The sequence below is a fragment of the Sediminibacterium sp. C3 genome (genome assembly GCF_000508085.1).
Classification (GTDB): Bacteria; Bacteroidota; Bacteroidia; order Chitinophagales; family Chitinophagaceae; genus Sediminibacterium.
The window spans coordinates 144,513-159,463 of sequence record NZ_KI669560.1; the positions used below are offsets into that span (position 1 = coordinate 144,513).

General features: G+C 40.0%; 13 protein-coding genes and 1 tRNA gene. 9 read left to right on the plus strand and 5 right to left on the minus strand.

From position 1 onward, the window contains the following. Positions 1-4: 4 nt before the first annotated feature. The 3 genes from nrfD to F777_RS0100690 form a co-directional block, all read right to left on the minus strand. On the minus strand, positions 5-1,447 hold the full coding sequence (gene nrfD, locus F777_RS0100680) for an NrfD/PsrC family molybdoenzyme membrane anchor subunit (RefSeq protein ID WP_026750357.1): 1,443 nt from the start codon (positions 1,445-1,447) through the stop codon (positions 5-7). A 62-nt stretch (positions 1,448-1,509) separates the two neighbouring features. Beyond that, the gene (locus F777_RS15185) at positions 1,510-4,620 is read right to left on the minus strand and encodes a TAT-variant-translocated molybdopterin oxidoreductase (protein WP_037368981.1); all 3,111 of its coding nucleotides are present in this window, start codon (positions 4,618-4,620) and stop codon (positions 1,510-1,512) included. 85 nt (positions 4,621-4,705) lie between these two features. Next, positions 4,706-5,962 (minus strand): c-type cytochrome, encoded by a 1,257-nt coding sequence (locus F777_RS0100690; protein ID WP_026750358.1) that lies wholly within the window; start codon positions 5,960-5,962, stop codon positions 4,706-4,708. Positions 5,963-6,147: 185 nt separating this feature from the next. On the opposite strand from F777_RS0100690, the gene F777_RS0100695 reads away from it, so the two are divergent. Further along, complete coding sequence (locus F777_RS0100695; protein ID WP_026750359.1) at positions 6,148-6,438, plus strand: hypothetical protein; 291 nt, start codon at positions 6,148-6,150, stop codon at positions 6,436-6,438. After that, on the plus strand, positions 6,435-7,010 hold the full coding sequence (locus F777_RS0100700; RefSeq protein ID WP_026750360.1) for a phosphoribosylglycinamide formyltransferase: 576 nt from the start codon (positions 6,435-6,437) through the stop codon (positions 7,008-7,010). Before F777_RS0100695 ends, F777_RS0100700 begins: the two co-directional genes overlap by 4 nt. On the opposite strand, the gene F777_RS15190 is transcribed toward F777_RS0100700, so the two are convergent. Beyond that, positions 6,944-7,459 (minus strand): GNAT family N-acetyltransferase, encoded by a 516-nt coding sequence (locus F777_RS15190; RefSeq protein ID WP_051408336.1) that lies wholly within the window; start codon positions 7,457-7,459, stop codon positions 6,944-6,946. The genes F777_RS0100700 and F777_RS15190 overlap by 67 nt on opposite strands. A 2-nt stretch (positions 7,460-7,461) precedes the next feature. Continuing rightward, positions 7,462-8,112 (minus strand): tetratricopeptide repeat protein, encoded by a 651-nt coding sequence (locus F777_RS0100710; protein WP_026750361.1) that lies wholly within the window; start codon positions 8,110-8,112, stop codon positions 7,462-7,464. A gap of 108 nt (positions 8,113-8,220) precedes the next feature. Here F777_RS0100710 and F777_RS0100715 point away from each other — a divergent pair, with 108 nt between their 5' ends. From F777_RS0100715 to hemB, 7 genes are all read left to right on the plus strand, one after another. After that, positions 8,221-9,801, plus strand: coding sequence for an amidohydrolase family protein (locus F777_RS0100715; protein ID WP_026750362.1), 1,581 nt, complete (start codon positions 8,221-8,223; stop codon positions 9,799-9,801). 55 nt (positions 9,802-9,856) lie between these two features. Next, positions 9,857-9,928, plus strand: a tRNA-Arg gene (locus F777_RS0100720). A gap of 414 nt (positions 9,929-10,342) precedes the next feature. Beyond that, entirely contained in the window at positions 10,343-11,347 is a 1,005-nt protein-coding gene (gene hemA, locus F777_RS0100725; RefSeq protein WP_026750363.1) for a glutamyl-tRNA reductase, read from the plus strand. Next, positions 11,344-12,255 carry a hydroxymethylbilane synthase gene (gene hemC, locus F777_RS0100730; RefSeq protein WP_026750364.1) on the plus strand — a complete coding sequence of 304 codons (912 nt, stop codon included), beginning with the start codon at positions 11,344-11,346 and terminating at the stop codon, positions 12,253-12,255. Before hemA ends, hemC begins: the two co-directional genes overlap by 4 nt. A 26-nt stretch (positions 12,256-12,281) precedes the next feature. Further along, the gene (locus F777_RS0100735) at positions 12,282-12,953 is read left to right on the plus strand and encodes a uroporphyrinogen-III synthase (RefSeq protein WP_161631459.1); all 672 of its coding nucleotides are present in this window, start codon (positions 12,282-12,284) and stop codon (positions 12,951-12,953) included. Beyond that, positions 12,940-13,962 carry a uroporphyrinogen decarboxylase gene (hemE, locus tag F777_RS0100740; RefSeq protein WP_026750366.1) on the plus strand — a complete coding sequence of 341 codons (1,023 nt, stop codon included), beginning with the start codon at positions 12,940-12,942 and terminating at the stop codon, positions 13,960-13,962. Before F777_RS0100735 ends, hemE begins: the two co-directional genes overlap by 14 nt. Positions 13,963-13,976: 14 nt before the next feature. Beyond that, a complete protein-coding gene (gene hemB, locus F777_RS0100745; RefSeq protein WP_026750367.1) occupies positions 13,977-14,951 on the plus strand; it encodes a porphobilinogen synthase in 975 nt (324 codons plus the stop codon).

The following is a 14,951-nucleotide window of genomic DNA, read 5'->3' on the forward strand; positions in this document are numbered from 1 at the left end:
ATTATTAATGGTGTGCATGTTCGTGCACAAAATCTTCCAGTTTCTGATCTTCAATCTTAGTCATCTGATTCTTGTATCCTTCACCCGTTGTTTTTAATACATACTTGATTTCTGCAATTGCAATAACAGGGAAGTATTTGGCGAATAAGAAGAAGCAAGTGAAGAACAATCCGAAAGTACCTGCATAGAAACCAATTTCCCAGATGGTTGGGCTGTAGTAAACAGACCAGCTGGAAGGCAGGTAATCACGATATAGAGAGGTAACGATGATTACGAAACGCTCGAACCACATACCAATGTTTACAATGATACTCATGAAGAAGGTAACGAAGATGTTTCTTCTCATTTTGCGGAACCAGAAAATCTGAGGGCTTAATACGTTACAAGCCATCATACCCCAATAGCTCCATCCGTAAGGAGAGAACAAATAAGCACGGCTGTACCAGAATGTATATCCTTCGTATTTATTCTGGCTGTACCAACCCATGAACAACTCGGTTAAGTAGGCAATACCCACAATTGAACCGGTTAATACAATCACCTTGTTCATGGCTTCTATGTGACCAATGGTTACATAGTCTTCCATCGCAAATACCTTACGAACAATAATCATCAGGGTTTGCACCATGGCAAATCCGGAGAAGATGGCACCCGCAACGAAGTAAGGAGGGAAGATAGTAGTATGCCATCCTGGAATAACAGAAGTAGCGAAGTCAAAAGATACGATAGTGTGAACCGATAGTACCAGCGGCGTACTTAATCCCGCCAATACCAATGATAAGCTCTCGTGACGCTGCCAGTGCTTGGTAGAACCAGTCCATCCGAAAGAAGCAATACCATATAAACGCTTACGTAACTTAGTAAATGCACGGTCTCTTACAGTTGCGAAGTCAGGAATTAAACCTGAATACCAGAATAAAAGAGATACAGTAAAGTAAGTAGAGATCGCAAATACGTCCCACAATAGCGGAGAGTTAAAGTTAACCCATAAAGGACCGCGGGAGTTAGGGTAAGGCAATACAAAGAAAGCCATCCATACTCTACCCATGTGGAAGATAGGAAACTGACCCGCACACATTACCGCGAAGATGGTCATCGCTTCTGCTGCACGGTTTACCCCTGTTCTCCATCCCTGACGGAATAACAACAAGATTGCAGAAATCAAGGTGCCAGCGTGACCGATACCCACCCACCATACGAAGTTGGTGATATCCCATCCCCAACCCACTGTTTTGTTAAGGTTCCACTGTCCAATACCGTAAGTAACTTCACGGTAAACGCTGTAGACACCAAACATGAGTAAGGCAACAGCAATATAAAAACCTACATACCATAATTTGGTAGGCTTGGCTTCAATAGGGCGAACAATGTCTTCTGTAACCTGCTTGTATGTTTTGTCGCCATACACCAGTGGTTCCCTGAGCTGTGATTCGTACTTTAAATGCATCTGTTCTTATTTTGGTCCTTGATCTGCCCGAAGGCAGAATCTGGTTATTTCAAATTCTTTAATTATCCGTGTGCTTTTTCTGTTTTTGCTTCCGCAGCTTCGTGATGAGGCATATCATCTGTGTTTCTAATTTTAGCCATATAGGTAACATTAGGTAACACGTGTAATTGCTCTAACACATAGAACTGACGGTTAGGATTTTCCTGTCTAGCCAAGGTAATTGCACTCTCCTTGCTGTTGGCATTACCGAAAGTAATTGCGTGTGTAGGACAAGCCTGCTGACAAGCTACTTTGATATCGCTGTCGCTTAAAGGACGGCTATCCTTCTTCGCTTTCAACTTACCTTCCTGTAAACGCTGCACACAGAAAGAACATTTTTCAATTACCCCTCTTGCACGAACAGTAACATCAGGATTCAACACCATTCTGGTTAAATCGTCGTTCATGTCTAGTACCACATCGTTCACAATTCCTTTCTGGTTGTCACCAAAGCTATCAGAGCCATTGTAGTCGGCCCAGTTGAAACGACGTACTTTATAAGGACAGTTGTTGGCACAATATCTGGTACCAATACAACGGTTATAAGTCATTTGGTTTAAACCTTCACTGCTGTGGTTGGTTGCAGCAACCGGACAAACGTTTTCACAAGGAGCGTTGTCGCAATGCTGACACATCAAGGGCTGGAATACCACGTTTGGATTTTCCAAATCGCCGCTGTAGTAGCGGTCAATACGCAACCAGTGCATTTCATGACCACGCAACACTTCAGGCTTACCTACAACTGAAACGTTGTTCTCCGCATTACAAGCCACTACGCAGGCACCACAACCGGTACAGGTATTCAGGTCGATGCTCATACCCCACTTAGCACCTGGTCTGTCGAACACAGGATACAGTGTACCCTGAGATTCAAACTTCTCTAATCCACCCCAAGGCTTTAATTCCTTGTCACGCTCATCGCGGATTTCAGTTGGATGGTGTTTATAGGCAGCTAAGCTTAATTCTTTTACTACTTCGGTACGATTTCCTTGTTCAGTATCGTAACGGCTATGTGTTTGTGTTAAGGCAACCGGATACTTCTCATCAGTAAGGGTAAGGGTAACTTCTCCATTGAAGAAGTTTACGGCAGAACCACTTAAAGAAGCCAGAGGAAACGCATTCTTACCAACACCGGCAGCAGACTTTCCTACTTTTTCACTGCGGCCGTAACCAACAGCAATACCAACGGTTTCAGGATGTGTACCCGGTATAATTAATGCAGGTAACTCGATGGTTTTCTGACCTACAGTTACTTTAACTACTTTCTTAGGAGGATTCACTTCGTAAGCATCTGCCTGACCACCATTGCTGATATCAATACCCAACAATGTTTTAGCCATAGCAGGAGACACCACCAGGTAGTTATCCCAGGTTGCTCTGGTAACCGGATCAGGTAATTCCTGTAACCATGGGTTACTTGCGCCCTGACCAGCACCAATACCTACTTTTTCATATAAAACCAATTCAACCTTACCGCCCTTCTTTGCAGAAGAAGCAGCAGCCAATGCACCTGCAACTGCAGCGCCATTGAAGCTTCCAGCGGATTTAGCTGATTCACCTAATACTACTACTCCATCTTGTAAAGCTTTGTCCCAACCATTTACGCCACCCAATTTAGCAGACCAGAAATTCTTTAAGTACGCTAAATAATCTTCAGTTGCACCGCTCCATTTTAAAAGGCTATCCTGCCACTGACGGGTTTTGAATAAAGGATAAATAGTAGGCTGTATAAAAGAGAAATGACCGGTTTTAACTTCCGCGTCACCCCAGCTTTCTAAGAAATGATTGTCAGGTAAAACGAACTTACATAGTTCAGCAGTTTCATCTACTTTACCAGCGAAAGAAACCGTTGTTTTAACCTTTGCCAAAGCAGCTTTGAACTGATCAGCAGCAAACCAGCTGTAAGCAGGGTTTGCACCATGAATCAACAAGGTTCCAACAGTACCTGCATTCATGTCCGCAACCAGTTGAGCAAATTCTGCGTCCACACCAGCGCGTGTATTTAATAAAACACCCCAGTTGATGGTAGAACCACCAGCACCAATGGCGTTGTTAATTGCATTTACAAGAATCTGAACATTTACATCATTACTTCCGGCAACCACCAAGGCAGCGCCTTTATTGGCAGTTAATGCTTTAGCAGCTGCTTCAACACCTGCTTTTAGTTTTGCATCCGCAATTCCAGTAACACCTGTACCATTCACTGCACTTAGCAAAGCAGCAGCAATAGCAAGGGTTTCAGAAGGACGGTGTAAATATTTTTCATCAGCGTTAGAACCAGTTAATGAAGCAACAGATTCAAAATGAATATGCTTGCTCATGCTTGGGTTCTTCTCATCTAATTTTTTACCAGTAGCATACTGTCTTGAGAATTCAACCGGATTTAACCAGGTTCCCAGGAAATCAGCGCCTAAGCTTACGATAGCCTTGGCATTTTCAAAATGGTAAGAAGGAATACCTCTTACACCATAAGTAGCTTCGTTCGCTAAAATCATTCCACTATAAGAAACCGCATCGTAGGTAACGTGCTTGCTTCCGGGATATTTAGCTAAAAACTGAGCAATAACCGCTTTGGTTGAAGGAGAGTTAATTGTGCTGGTTAATAAAACAACATTACCGCCCATCTGAGCAGCAATGGCTTTATCAGCCGCTTCAAAAGTTACTTCCTTACCATCAATAGTAGGGAAACGCAAGCGGGAAGTATCATATAAATCAAGTACAGAAGCCTGAACGCGGGCAGATGTACCTCCTTTAGTAACTGGAGAAAGGTCGTTACCCTCAATTTTAATAGGACGACCATCACGAACTTTTGCTAAAATACTTACTGCATCTCCATCCTGTACGTAGGTGGTAGCATAGTATTTAGCAATACCGGGAACAACATCCTCAGGCTTATTCGCAAACGGAATTGCCTTTTTTACAGGCATTTCACAGCTTGCAGCAGCTGCGGCAGCAGCTGTACTGAACCCTAGGTATTTCAGGAAGTCTCTACGAGGTGCTTTTGCTTCGAGAAAGCTTTTGCTTTCATCTTCCACCATTGGAAGCTCTTCATTGAATTCGTCTTTTACATCCTTGTTAAACGCTGCAGACTGATTCAGCTCTCCAAAACTTTGCCAGTGCTTTTTTTGCTCCATAATTATTGATTAACAGTTGGAATCCGCGGGCGGAGTCCACGTTCGAATGATATATTTTAATAAACCCTTTTGGGATGAATAAGAACTAGTAGTGACATTTCTGACACTCGGTACCACCAATCATTTCAACGGTTACACCCTTGGTGCTATCAATTTTACCGCTCTTTAAATCAGCGTGATACTTTTCATATATGCTGTAGAAACCGTTGTCTTTAAACTGCACTTTGGTTTCGCGGTGACAGTTCACACACCAGCCCATGCTTAAATCGGTAAACTGCTTTACTTCTCCCATTTTCTGGATATCTCCGTGACAGGTTTGACAGGCAACCTGACCCGCTTTTACGTGTTGGGCGTGGTTGAAATAAACATGGTCAGGAAGATTGTGGATACGAACCCACTCAATTGGCTTAGCCTTGCTTGGATCCCAGGGTTTACCCTCTTCAAAGCCAGCGTATTTGTATAATTTCTTTATTTCTGCGGTACCGTCCACTTCTTCACCAGCTTCATTGTAGATTTTTTCGCCTTTGTACTCGTTGATGGCCTGGTGACAGTTCATACAAACGTTTACAGAAGGAATGGTAGCCTGCTTACCCTGAGCAGCACCTGAGTGACAGTATTGACAGTTGATCTGGTTGGTACCAGCGTGAACTGCGTGAGAATAATAAATAGGTTGTTCAGGCTGATAGTCCTTGCTTCTTCCATATGCCATGGCACCTTTGGTAGTTAAGTAACCACCCACCACAAACAAAACAACAGTAACCATTGCTATATAAGCCTTGTTTCTCCAGAAAGGAATAGGCTCTAATGCAGGAAGGCCAGATTTGTCGTCAGCTAGTTTTTTAAGGTTAGAGTTAACCTGTAACATGATTAATGCTACTACAGCAAGAATCAAGGTAAGAATTCCAAATAACAAAGAATTATCAGCTTCCACATTAGAAGCAGTAGCTCCTGCAGCAGCATCAGCCGGCGCTTTTGAAGGATCCGGCACACTGTTTACGTAGGTAAGAATTGCATCAATTTCCTCATCTTTCAAAGTAGGAAATGCGTTCATCGCAATTTTGTTGTACTCATTGTACAAGTTAACCGCATAAGGGTCACCTGTTTTTAAGTACGCAGCACTGTTTCTAATCCAGGAATACAAGTTTTCCTTACTAGACCAACGAGCTTCAACACCTGCAAGCGCAGGACCAGTTAGTTTTTTGTGGGGAGCATGACAGGACGCACAATTGGCGCTGAAAAGCGCTTTCCCGTCCTGGGCATTGGCGGCTACACCGAAACTAAGACTCACAATAAATAAAAAAGCGGCAATGCTGGCTTTTGCTATGGATCTTGACAATATCATATGCACAACGATGGTTCTGGTGTGGAAAAATATCCTTAAACGGAGGCAAAAATATGATACGATTGTGACAATTACGCAATAGGCACAGAATTTTTTTAGCCTTATCCCACTTAATTTTCAATGAGTTCAACAAAATACTGTTGGGAATTGTCATGAAATGAACTTTTTAAAGCACTTTTGCACGCATGCTACATCGGTTAAAAAACAAATGGCAGGTAAGCTGGTTTCAGTTCACCTTAATTTTCAGCACTTTCGCTTTGGGCGGAAGTATGTGCGGATACCTAGGCAGATTACTGCTTTCGTACGCAAACCTGGAGAGAAACCTGCTCTATTTTGTAATTTACGTAGTTGTAGTAACCGTTTTGTGGCCTTTCTGTGTATTGCTTATCAGCATTCCATTTGGACAATTTTCATTTTTCAAGCGATACCTCGGCAGAATTAAAGACAAGATGGTGAATAAAAGAAAATCGTCATGATTAAACTGGCCATTTTTGCTTCCGGAGCAGGCTCCAATGCTGCTAAAATAATCGAGCACTTTAAAAATAGTTCTACAGTTGTAATCGACCTGATTGTTTCTAATAAAAAAGAAGCAGGGGTTTGGGGGATTGCAGCCGCCAATCAGATAGACACCCTGTATATTAATCGGGAAAGTTTTATTGAATCGGATGCCTGCGTAAAACAGCTGCAAGCTAGAAGCATTGATTTTATTGTACTGGCAGGTTTTTTATGGAAGGTTCCCGAATCACTGATTCACGCATATCCAGGCAAAATCATCAATATTCATCCGGCATTATTGCCCAAATACGGGGGGAAAGGCATGTACGGCATGCATGTTCACGAAGCAGTGATTGCCGCAGGTGAAAAAGAGTCGGGTATTACCATTCATTATGTAGATGCCCATTACGACGAGGGAGACATTATTTTTCAGGCCAAATGCACTATTGAACCCACCGATACACCAGCCAGCTTAGCCGCTAAAATTCATGTATTGGAACATGCGCATTTTCCAGTGGTAATAGAGAGTCTATTAAGTGGCTTTTCCATGTAAACCACTTCGGGTAATGGATTGTGATAATAAGCAGTGGTGATTTCAAAACCATGCTTCAGGTACAACTGTATGGCAGGTTGTAATCTTTCCAGAGTATCCAGTTTCATTTTTGCATAGCCCAGGCGCTCTGCTTCTTTTAGTATGGCAGCCACCAATGCATCCCCTATTTTAAATTTCCTGAATGCAGGCTTTACGTATAGTCGCTTCATTTCGCAAACACCCGCTTCCGATAAGGGTTGCAGGGCAACACAACCAACAGGTTTTTCATCATAATAAGCAATCAATAATGATCCGGAAGGGGAGCCATATTTTTTAAGCGGATCTTTTAATTCGGCATCAAAACTTTGAAAGCAAAGATCTACCGCCAGCTCATCAGAATACTCTTTAAACAAATGCCGGGCTGTTTCCAGTCCGGCACTCTCTTTAGTAATATGTTGAATGGTAAGCATCTTTATCCTGGAATACGGGAAATGTATTTTTCTACTTCTTTAATCTGGTCTACTACCTGTTTAGTAGTGGGCTTACAGGCTTTTGCTTTTCTGAAATAATCTTTTGCAGCTCTGAACTCTCTCTTGTTCATAAAAATCTGACACATGCTGATATAAGCAACTGCTTCACTTTCCTTATCCGCAATACCTGCTCTGATGGCAGCTCTGATATAGCTTTCACCTTGCTTTAAATCGCCTCTCTGCATGCACATCATACCCAACTGAAGCTTGTTGGCACCTTCTGCTTCCGGCATGGGAGCACCCAATTCAGAGCTTTTTTTCAAGTGTTTTTCTGCACTGTCAAAGTCTTGTTTCATCATGGCCATATTGCCCTTGATGGTATAATAAGTAGAACGAACTGGCTTGTACAGCAAGTTGGGATACCATACAGAATTCAGGATTCTTTCTACTTCATCCATATCTCCTCTTTCCATTGGCTCCTGTATCAAACGCAAAGGGCCAATAAAAAAATGACTGGCCAATCCAATCACCCCTACAAAATACAAAATGAAAGCAGGCCAGAAACCGCTGGAAATAGTAACGCCAACAGCCGCTACCAAGGCCAGTAAACTCAGCCAAAAACGATACTTGATAATGGTATTATAGAATTTCATGATCTTAATTTGGGGGGCAAAGATAAGCGGAATTCATGAGCAGTCAATAAGCGAGTAGAATCGCTTGGGAAGTTTAGGCTTGAGACTTACCTTCAACAAAAAAATTTTATGGTAAAATACTTGCTTGCCTTTGTTTGCCTGGTAGCAACATTTCATTCAGGTGCTCAAATTACCCCTTCACCCCTGGTGAAAGAAGGCCTGGGCCCATATACACAGTTGATCCTCCGTTCTGCCATGGTGATTAATGGTACGGGTTCTCCTGCGTATGGACCTGTAGATATCATTATAGAAAACAACCGTATTGTACGTATTGCCAATGTAGGCAATCCAGGCATGCCAATTGATCCCAAATCAAGACCTGCATTGAAAGCAGGCGGCAAAGAAATTGATTGCAGTGGCAAATATGTTTTGCCTGGATTAATTGATATGCACGGCCATATCGGAGGAAAAGCACAGGGAACGCCAGCGGAATATGTATTTAAATTATGGATGGCACATGGTATCACAACCATTCGCGATCCATCAGCAGGCAATGGATTAGAATGGGTATTGGACCATAAAAAGAAAAGTGCGGCCAATACCATTACAGCACCTAGAATCTTTGCCTATACAGCATTTGGACAAGGGAGTAAAACGCCTATTGTAAATGCTGAACAAGCGAGGGCATGGGTAAATGAAAATGCAGCCAAAGGAGCAGACGGCATTAAATTTTTTGGAGCATCGCCGGAAGTAATGGATGCTGCCATCAGAGAAAACAAAAGACTGGGATTAAGAAGCACTGCGCATCATGCACAGTTGGATGTAGCCAGATGGAATGTAGTACAATCTGCAAAAGCAGGCATGACCAGTATGGAACACTGGTATGGTTTGCCGGAAGCCATGCTTGAAAATGGAACCCTCCAAAACTATCCAGCCGATTACAATTACAACAACGAACAGCATCGTTTTGAAGAAGCAGGTAAACTTTGGAAGCAAGCAGCAGCGCCTTATACAGAGAAATGGAATAAAGTGATGAATGAGTTGATTGCCGCAGATTTTACACTAGACCCAACCATGAATATTTATGAAGCCAATAGAGATTTAATGCGTGCCAGAAGAGCAGAATGGCACGAAGACTATACCTTACCATCTTTATGGAAATTCTACGAACCTAGCAGGGTTTCTCATGGATCTTACTGGCATAACTGGGGAACAGAGCAAGAAATAGAATGGAAAAACAATTATAAACTCTGGATGACATTTATCAATGAATACAAAAACAGAGGCGGTCGTGTAACGGCAGGATCCGACAACGGGTTTATTTATCAACTGTATGGTTTTGGATTTGTACGTGAACTAGAATTATTACGGGAAGCGGGATTTCATCCGCTGGAAGTGATACGCGCTGCAACCATGCACGCATCACAAGCTTTGGGCATGGAAAAAGAAATTGGCACTATTGAGCCAGGAAAGCTAGCAGACCTCTGTGTAGTAGATGGTAATCCATTAAAGAATTTGCAATATTTCTATGGCACAGGTGCAATAGAACTGAATGACCAAAATGAAATCATCCGCAAAGGTGGCGTTGCATATACCATTAAAGACGGCATTGTGTACGATGCCAAAAAATTATTGGCGGATGTAAAGCAAATGGTAGATGAAGAGAAAAAGAAAACAGGATGGCAATTAAAGCAACCCGGAATAAAATAAAAATCATTTAATTTCGCGCCGATTCCAGCGCTGCAATAAGCGCAAAGTGAATCAGGGTCTCGTAGTTCAATGGATAGAATAGGAGTTTCCTAAACTCTAGATCCAAGTTCGATTCTTGGCGAGACCACAAAGCCCCGACACGAAGTGTTGGGGCGTTTTATTTGAGACAGCGTCACAAGCTCGCTTGTGTAAGATGGCGAAAATAAATACGCCCTGCAACAACCGAAGGTTGGTGTAAGGGGTTTGAGTAAGTTCAATACGGGAAGAAGTCGGTCGCAGACCGACAATCTTGGCATTTGAAAAAAGACAATCTTGGCTTGTGACTTATTTATCAATTCTGGCTCACTTACTTAGGTATTATAATACTTCTTTTAATTTACCGCCTAGCAATACTGGTTTATTTTAATATGAATTTATTCAAGCCTAATTTGTCAACGCAATGTAAAATAATGGAGTTATTTGTCATTCAGTTGTCACTTAATGAATCTTGACAATTATCTCAAAAGCTACAGGATACTTTTGTTGAAATTGCTCAAATAGGATGGAAAAGTTTCTTGTGGCTGGAGTCAATTACAAAAAAACTATCGTTAATGTACGCAGTAGATTTTCAATTAGTCATGAAACTATCAAAGAAATTTATGCGCACTTTAAACGTGAGGGCCGAAGCAATATTATAATACTTTCAACCTGTAATCGCACAGAAATTTATGGATACGAATTAAGTGAAAAGGAGGCTATAAATATATTTCAAAAATACACATCTGCAGATGATATTGATATTGAAGCTCATGTAATTATCAGAAAAGGGCGCGAAGGAATAAAACATTTATTTAAAGTATCATCTGGTCTAGAATCTCAGATTATAGGTGATTACGAAATTGCAGGACAGCTCCGCTCCTCTTTTAAAATTGCGAATGAATCGGGTATGACAACCGGTATTTTTCAAAAAATATTTGAAACTTCTCTACAGGTAGGTAAAACAGTTAGAACACAAACGAATATTTCTGATGGAACAACATCAACCTCTTACGCAGTCATACAAAAATTGAAAAAATGTGAATTCAACTTTTTAAAAATATGTCTCATTGGTTGGGGTAAAATAGGAATAACTACATTTAGAAACATTCGTCAACATCTTCCTGAAGCAGAACTCTCAATTGTAAATAGATCGGTAGACAAATTATTGTCGCTAAATAATTCACAAATTGAAATCTATTCACTCAATCATATTGAACAAGCACTAAGCCATATTGATATAGTAATTGTTGCAACAGCTGCAGAAGATTATTTAATAAAAGCATCAATGATTGCAAATACATCGGTAAAAATAATCTTTGATCTTTCAGTTCCATCTAATATATTTCCTGATGTGTATGAATTAGAAGGTTTATCCTTGTACAATGTGGATGATTTATCAATAGAAATTAATCAGAATTTAGAAAGAAGAACCAAAGAAATCCCAATTGCCGTTAAAATAATCGATACTCATATTGAACAGCTGTATTCTTGGCAGGAAAGAAAAAAAGCAAGAAGTATCTACGCATGAAAACTATTAGAATAGGGACACGTACTAGTCCATTAGCAATGTGGCAGGCCAATGCAGTCAAAGATGCATTGTTGAGCAAAGGCTATAGGGCTTTATGTATAGGTATTGAAAGTTCTGGAGATTTAGACTTGAAAACTCCGCTTTATGCAATGGGTATAGCAGGCGTTTTTACTAAAGAATTAGACACTGCACTCTTGAATGATAAAATTGATATTGCTGTACATTCACTAAAAGACGTTCCTACTCTGCTTGCTTCTGGCCTTTCTCTTAGTGCTGTATTACCTAGAGGATCTTTCGAGGATGTGATTGTAACTAAATATGCTGTTGACTTTATTGAGAAAGGATTGACCATTGCCTCAAGTAGTATCAGAAGAAAATCACAGTGGCTTGAACGATTTCCTACACATCAAATTGTTCCTGTTAGGGGAAATATCCAAACCCGCTTGAATAAATTAAATGATCAAAAAGAATTATCAGGAATGATTTTCGCAAAAGCAGGTCTTGAGCGATTGGGATTATTAAATGAAAATACAACCACTTTAGATTGGATGTTGCCTGCCCCCGCTCAGGGGATTATTGGAGTCATTTGCAGATCAAATGATACAACAATTCAAGATATCTGTCAAAAAATCAATCATTATCAAACTTTTGTAGCTGCCTTAATAGAAAGAGAGTTTATGTATACTCTCCAAGGAGGTTGCTCTGTACCTGTAAGTTGTTTAACCAGATTTGAAGACAATAATATATTGATAGAAGGTGCTATACATAGCATAGATGGGACAAAATCATATAGAAGTAAAAAAAGATTAACCAATGATCAAATAATAGGGGCTGGTGCTTCTTTTGCGAATGATATGCTGGCAATACCAGGTGCCACTTTATTGATGGAAGAAATTAGAAAGAAATGATGGTATTGAGTACAAAGCAATTAAACATGGATATCAAGAGAAAGGCCAAAGAAGAATTTGGCTTTAACTTGGTTTGTAAATCATTTACTAAAATTAAAAAAACCGATTTTGTTTGTACACCCTTCACGCTAGAATCATATGATAGCTATGCTTTTACAAGTGCAAATGCTGTTCAATACTTTCTTGAAAATATTGATAAAAAATTATTAGCCGAAAAAAACATTTTTGCTTTACAGGGTGCAACACGAGATGAACTTTTACTTCGCAATTTAGTACCAAGAATTACTGCCCCAAATGTAAATGAATTGGGTAAATTAATTAAGCTGAACAAAGCAGTTTTAAATATTCAAAAAATTCTTCACCCAATTGGGAATCTTACGCTGCCCGATTTAAGATATGTAGTTACAGGTTCAGGAATGTCTTATCAAGATCTTACTGTCTATCAAACCGAATTAAATCCAATACCGGTAGATGCTATTCCATTTGAAGCAATTCTATTTTTTAGCCCCAGTGCAATTGACAGTTTCTCCTTCGCAAATAGATTTTCTTCAGAAAGAATATATATATGCATTGGCAATACAACTTTTACGCGCCTTCAATACTATACGGATACCTATAATGCAGTGATTGCGAAAAATCCAACGCCTGAAGCCATGTTAATGGCCTTATATAAAAAAATGAAATATGATAAAAAATAACCTGTTTTTAAGTGCTTTAAAAGGAAATGTGGTAGAGCGCCCCCCGGTATGGATGATGCGTCAAGCCGGAAGATATCTACCAGAGTATATTGCACTAAGAAAAAAATATGATTTTTTCACTCGTGTACAGACACCTGAATTAGCTGCCGAAATTACAGTTCAGCCTATTGACATAATTGGAACAGATGCTGCCATATTATTTTCAGATATTTTGGTTGTTCCACAAGCAATGGGCTTAGAAGTGCAAATGGTAGAAACAAAGGGGCCAATACTACCAAAAACAATATCAACTTCGGCTGATCTTGCAGCTTTAATTGTAAATGAAGCAGCAGAAAGTCTTTCTTATGTTTATGAAGCAATCAAGGTTACAAAACAAAAGTTAGACAATCGAGTACCATTAATTGGATTTGCCGGAGCTCCATTTACCATTCTTTGTTATATGGTAGAAGGAAAGGGTTCAAAATCTTTTGATAAAGCAAAACAATTCTGCTTCTCCCTGCCAGAATTGGCACATGACCTTTTAACAAGAATAACGGAGGTTACCATTCAATATTTGAGAAATCAAATTAAAGCAGGGGTTGATTGTGTACAGATTTTTGATAGTTGGAGCGGACTACTTTCTCCAAATGATTTTAAAGAATTTGCTCAGCCTTATTTACTTAAAATAGCAAATGCACTTAGAGGGGAATCACCTGTTATTCTTTTTCCGAAAGGGAGTTGGTATGCGTTAGAAGATTTATCTGATTTAAATATAGCTGCTTTAGGCATAGACTGGACAATCCATCCAGCATTAGCGCGAAGTCTAACACATAACAAAGTTACACTACAAGGAAATTTTGATCCCAACCATTTGCTAAAACCGATTAGTGAAATTGAAAAAGAAGTAAAACAAATGATAGATGCATTTGGGAAAGACAGATATATCGTGAATCTGGGTCATGGCATATTACCCAATGTGCCAGTTGAACATGCAAAAGCTTTTGTACAGGCTGTTAAATCTTACAAATAAAAAAGGTAGAAATTATGATCCATCGCCCAAGAATACTTCGCGCATCTGCTTCAATACGAAAAATTGTTCAGGAGACAATTTTACAACCGCAAAATTTAATTGCTCCGCTTTTTATTGTTGAAGGTGAAAATATTGAAGAAGAAATTCCATCTCTTCCAGGTTATTATCGGCGAAGCTTAGACAAAACATTGGAGGAGGTATTTGTTTTATTCAATTTAGGAATACGATCTATTCTAATATTCATAAAATGTCCTGATGAAAGAAAAGATAATGAAGGAAAAGAAGCCCTACGTGCTGAGGGATTAATGCAAACGGCCATAAGAGCAATTAGAAAACATATCCCGGAAATGATTATCATGACAGATATTGCTTTAGACCCCTATTCCATGTATGGCCATGATGGAATCGTGAAAGACCAGGAAATTGATAATGATACAACCATTAAAATATTGGCAAAAATGGCAGTTAGTCATGCACAAGCAGGAGCTCATTTTGTTGCTCCCAGTGATATGATGGATGGTAGAATTGCTGCGCTTCGTCAGTCGCTAGAAAATGCAGGATTTCATAATACAGGTATCATGAGTTATAGTGCAAAATATGCTTCCTGTTTTTATGGTCCATTTAGGGATGCACTTGATTCAGCTCCTGGATTTGGTGATAAAAAAACATATCAGATGGATCCGGCCAATAGAAAAGAAGCCATTAAAGAGGTTCTTTTAGATGTTCACGAAGGTGCTGATATTGTTATGGTTAAGCCTGCTCTGTCTTATCTGGATATTATTCGAGAAGTAAAAAATGCCACTAATATTCCGGTAAGCGCTTATCATGTGAGTGGTGAATATGCAATGATTAAAGCGGCTGCTCAAAAAGGCTGGCTGAATGAAGATCAAGCTATAATGGAAACTACTTTAAGCATAAAAAGAGCAGGTGCAGACCTAATAGCCTCCTATTTCTCTAAAGATATTATTCGCATTTTAAATAATCTATAA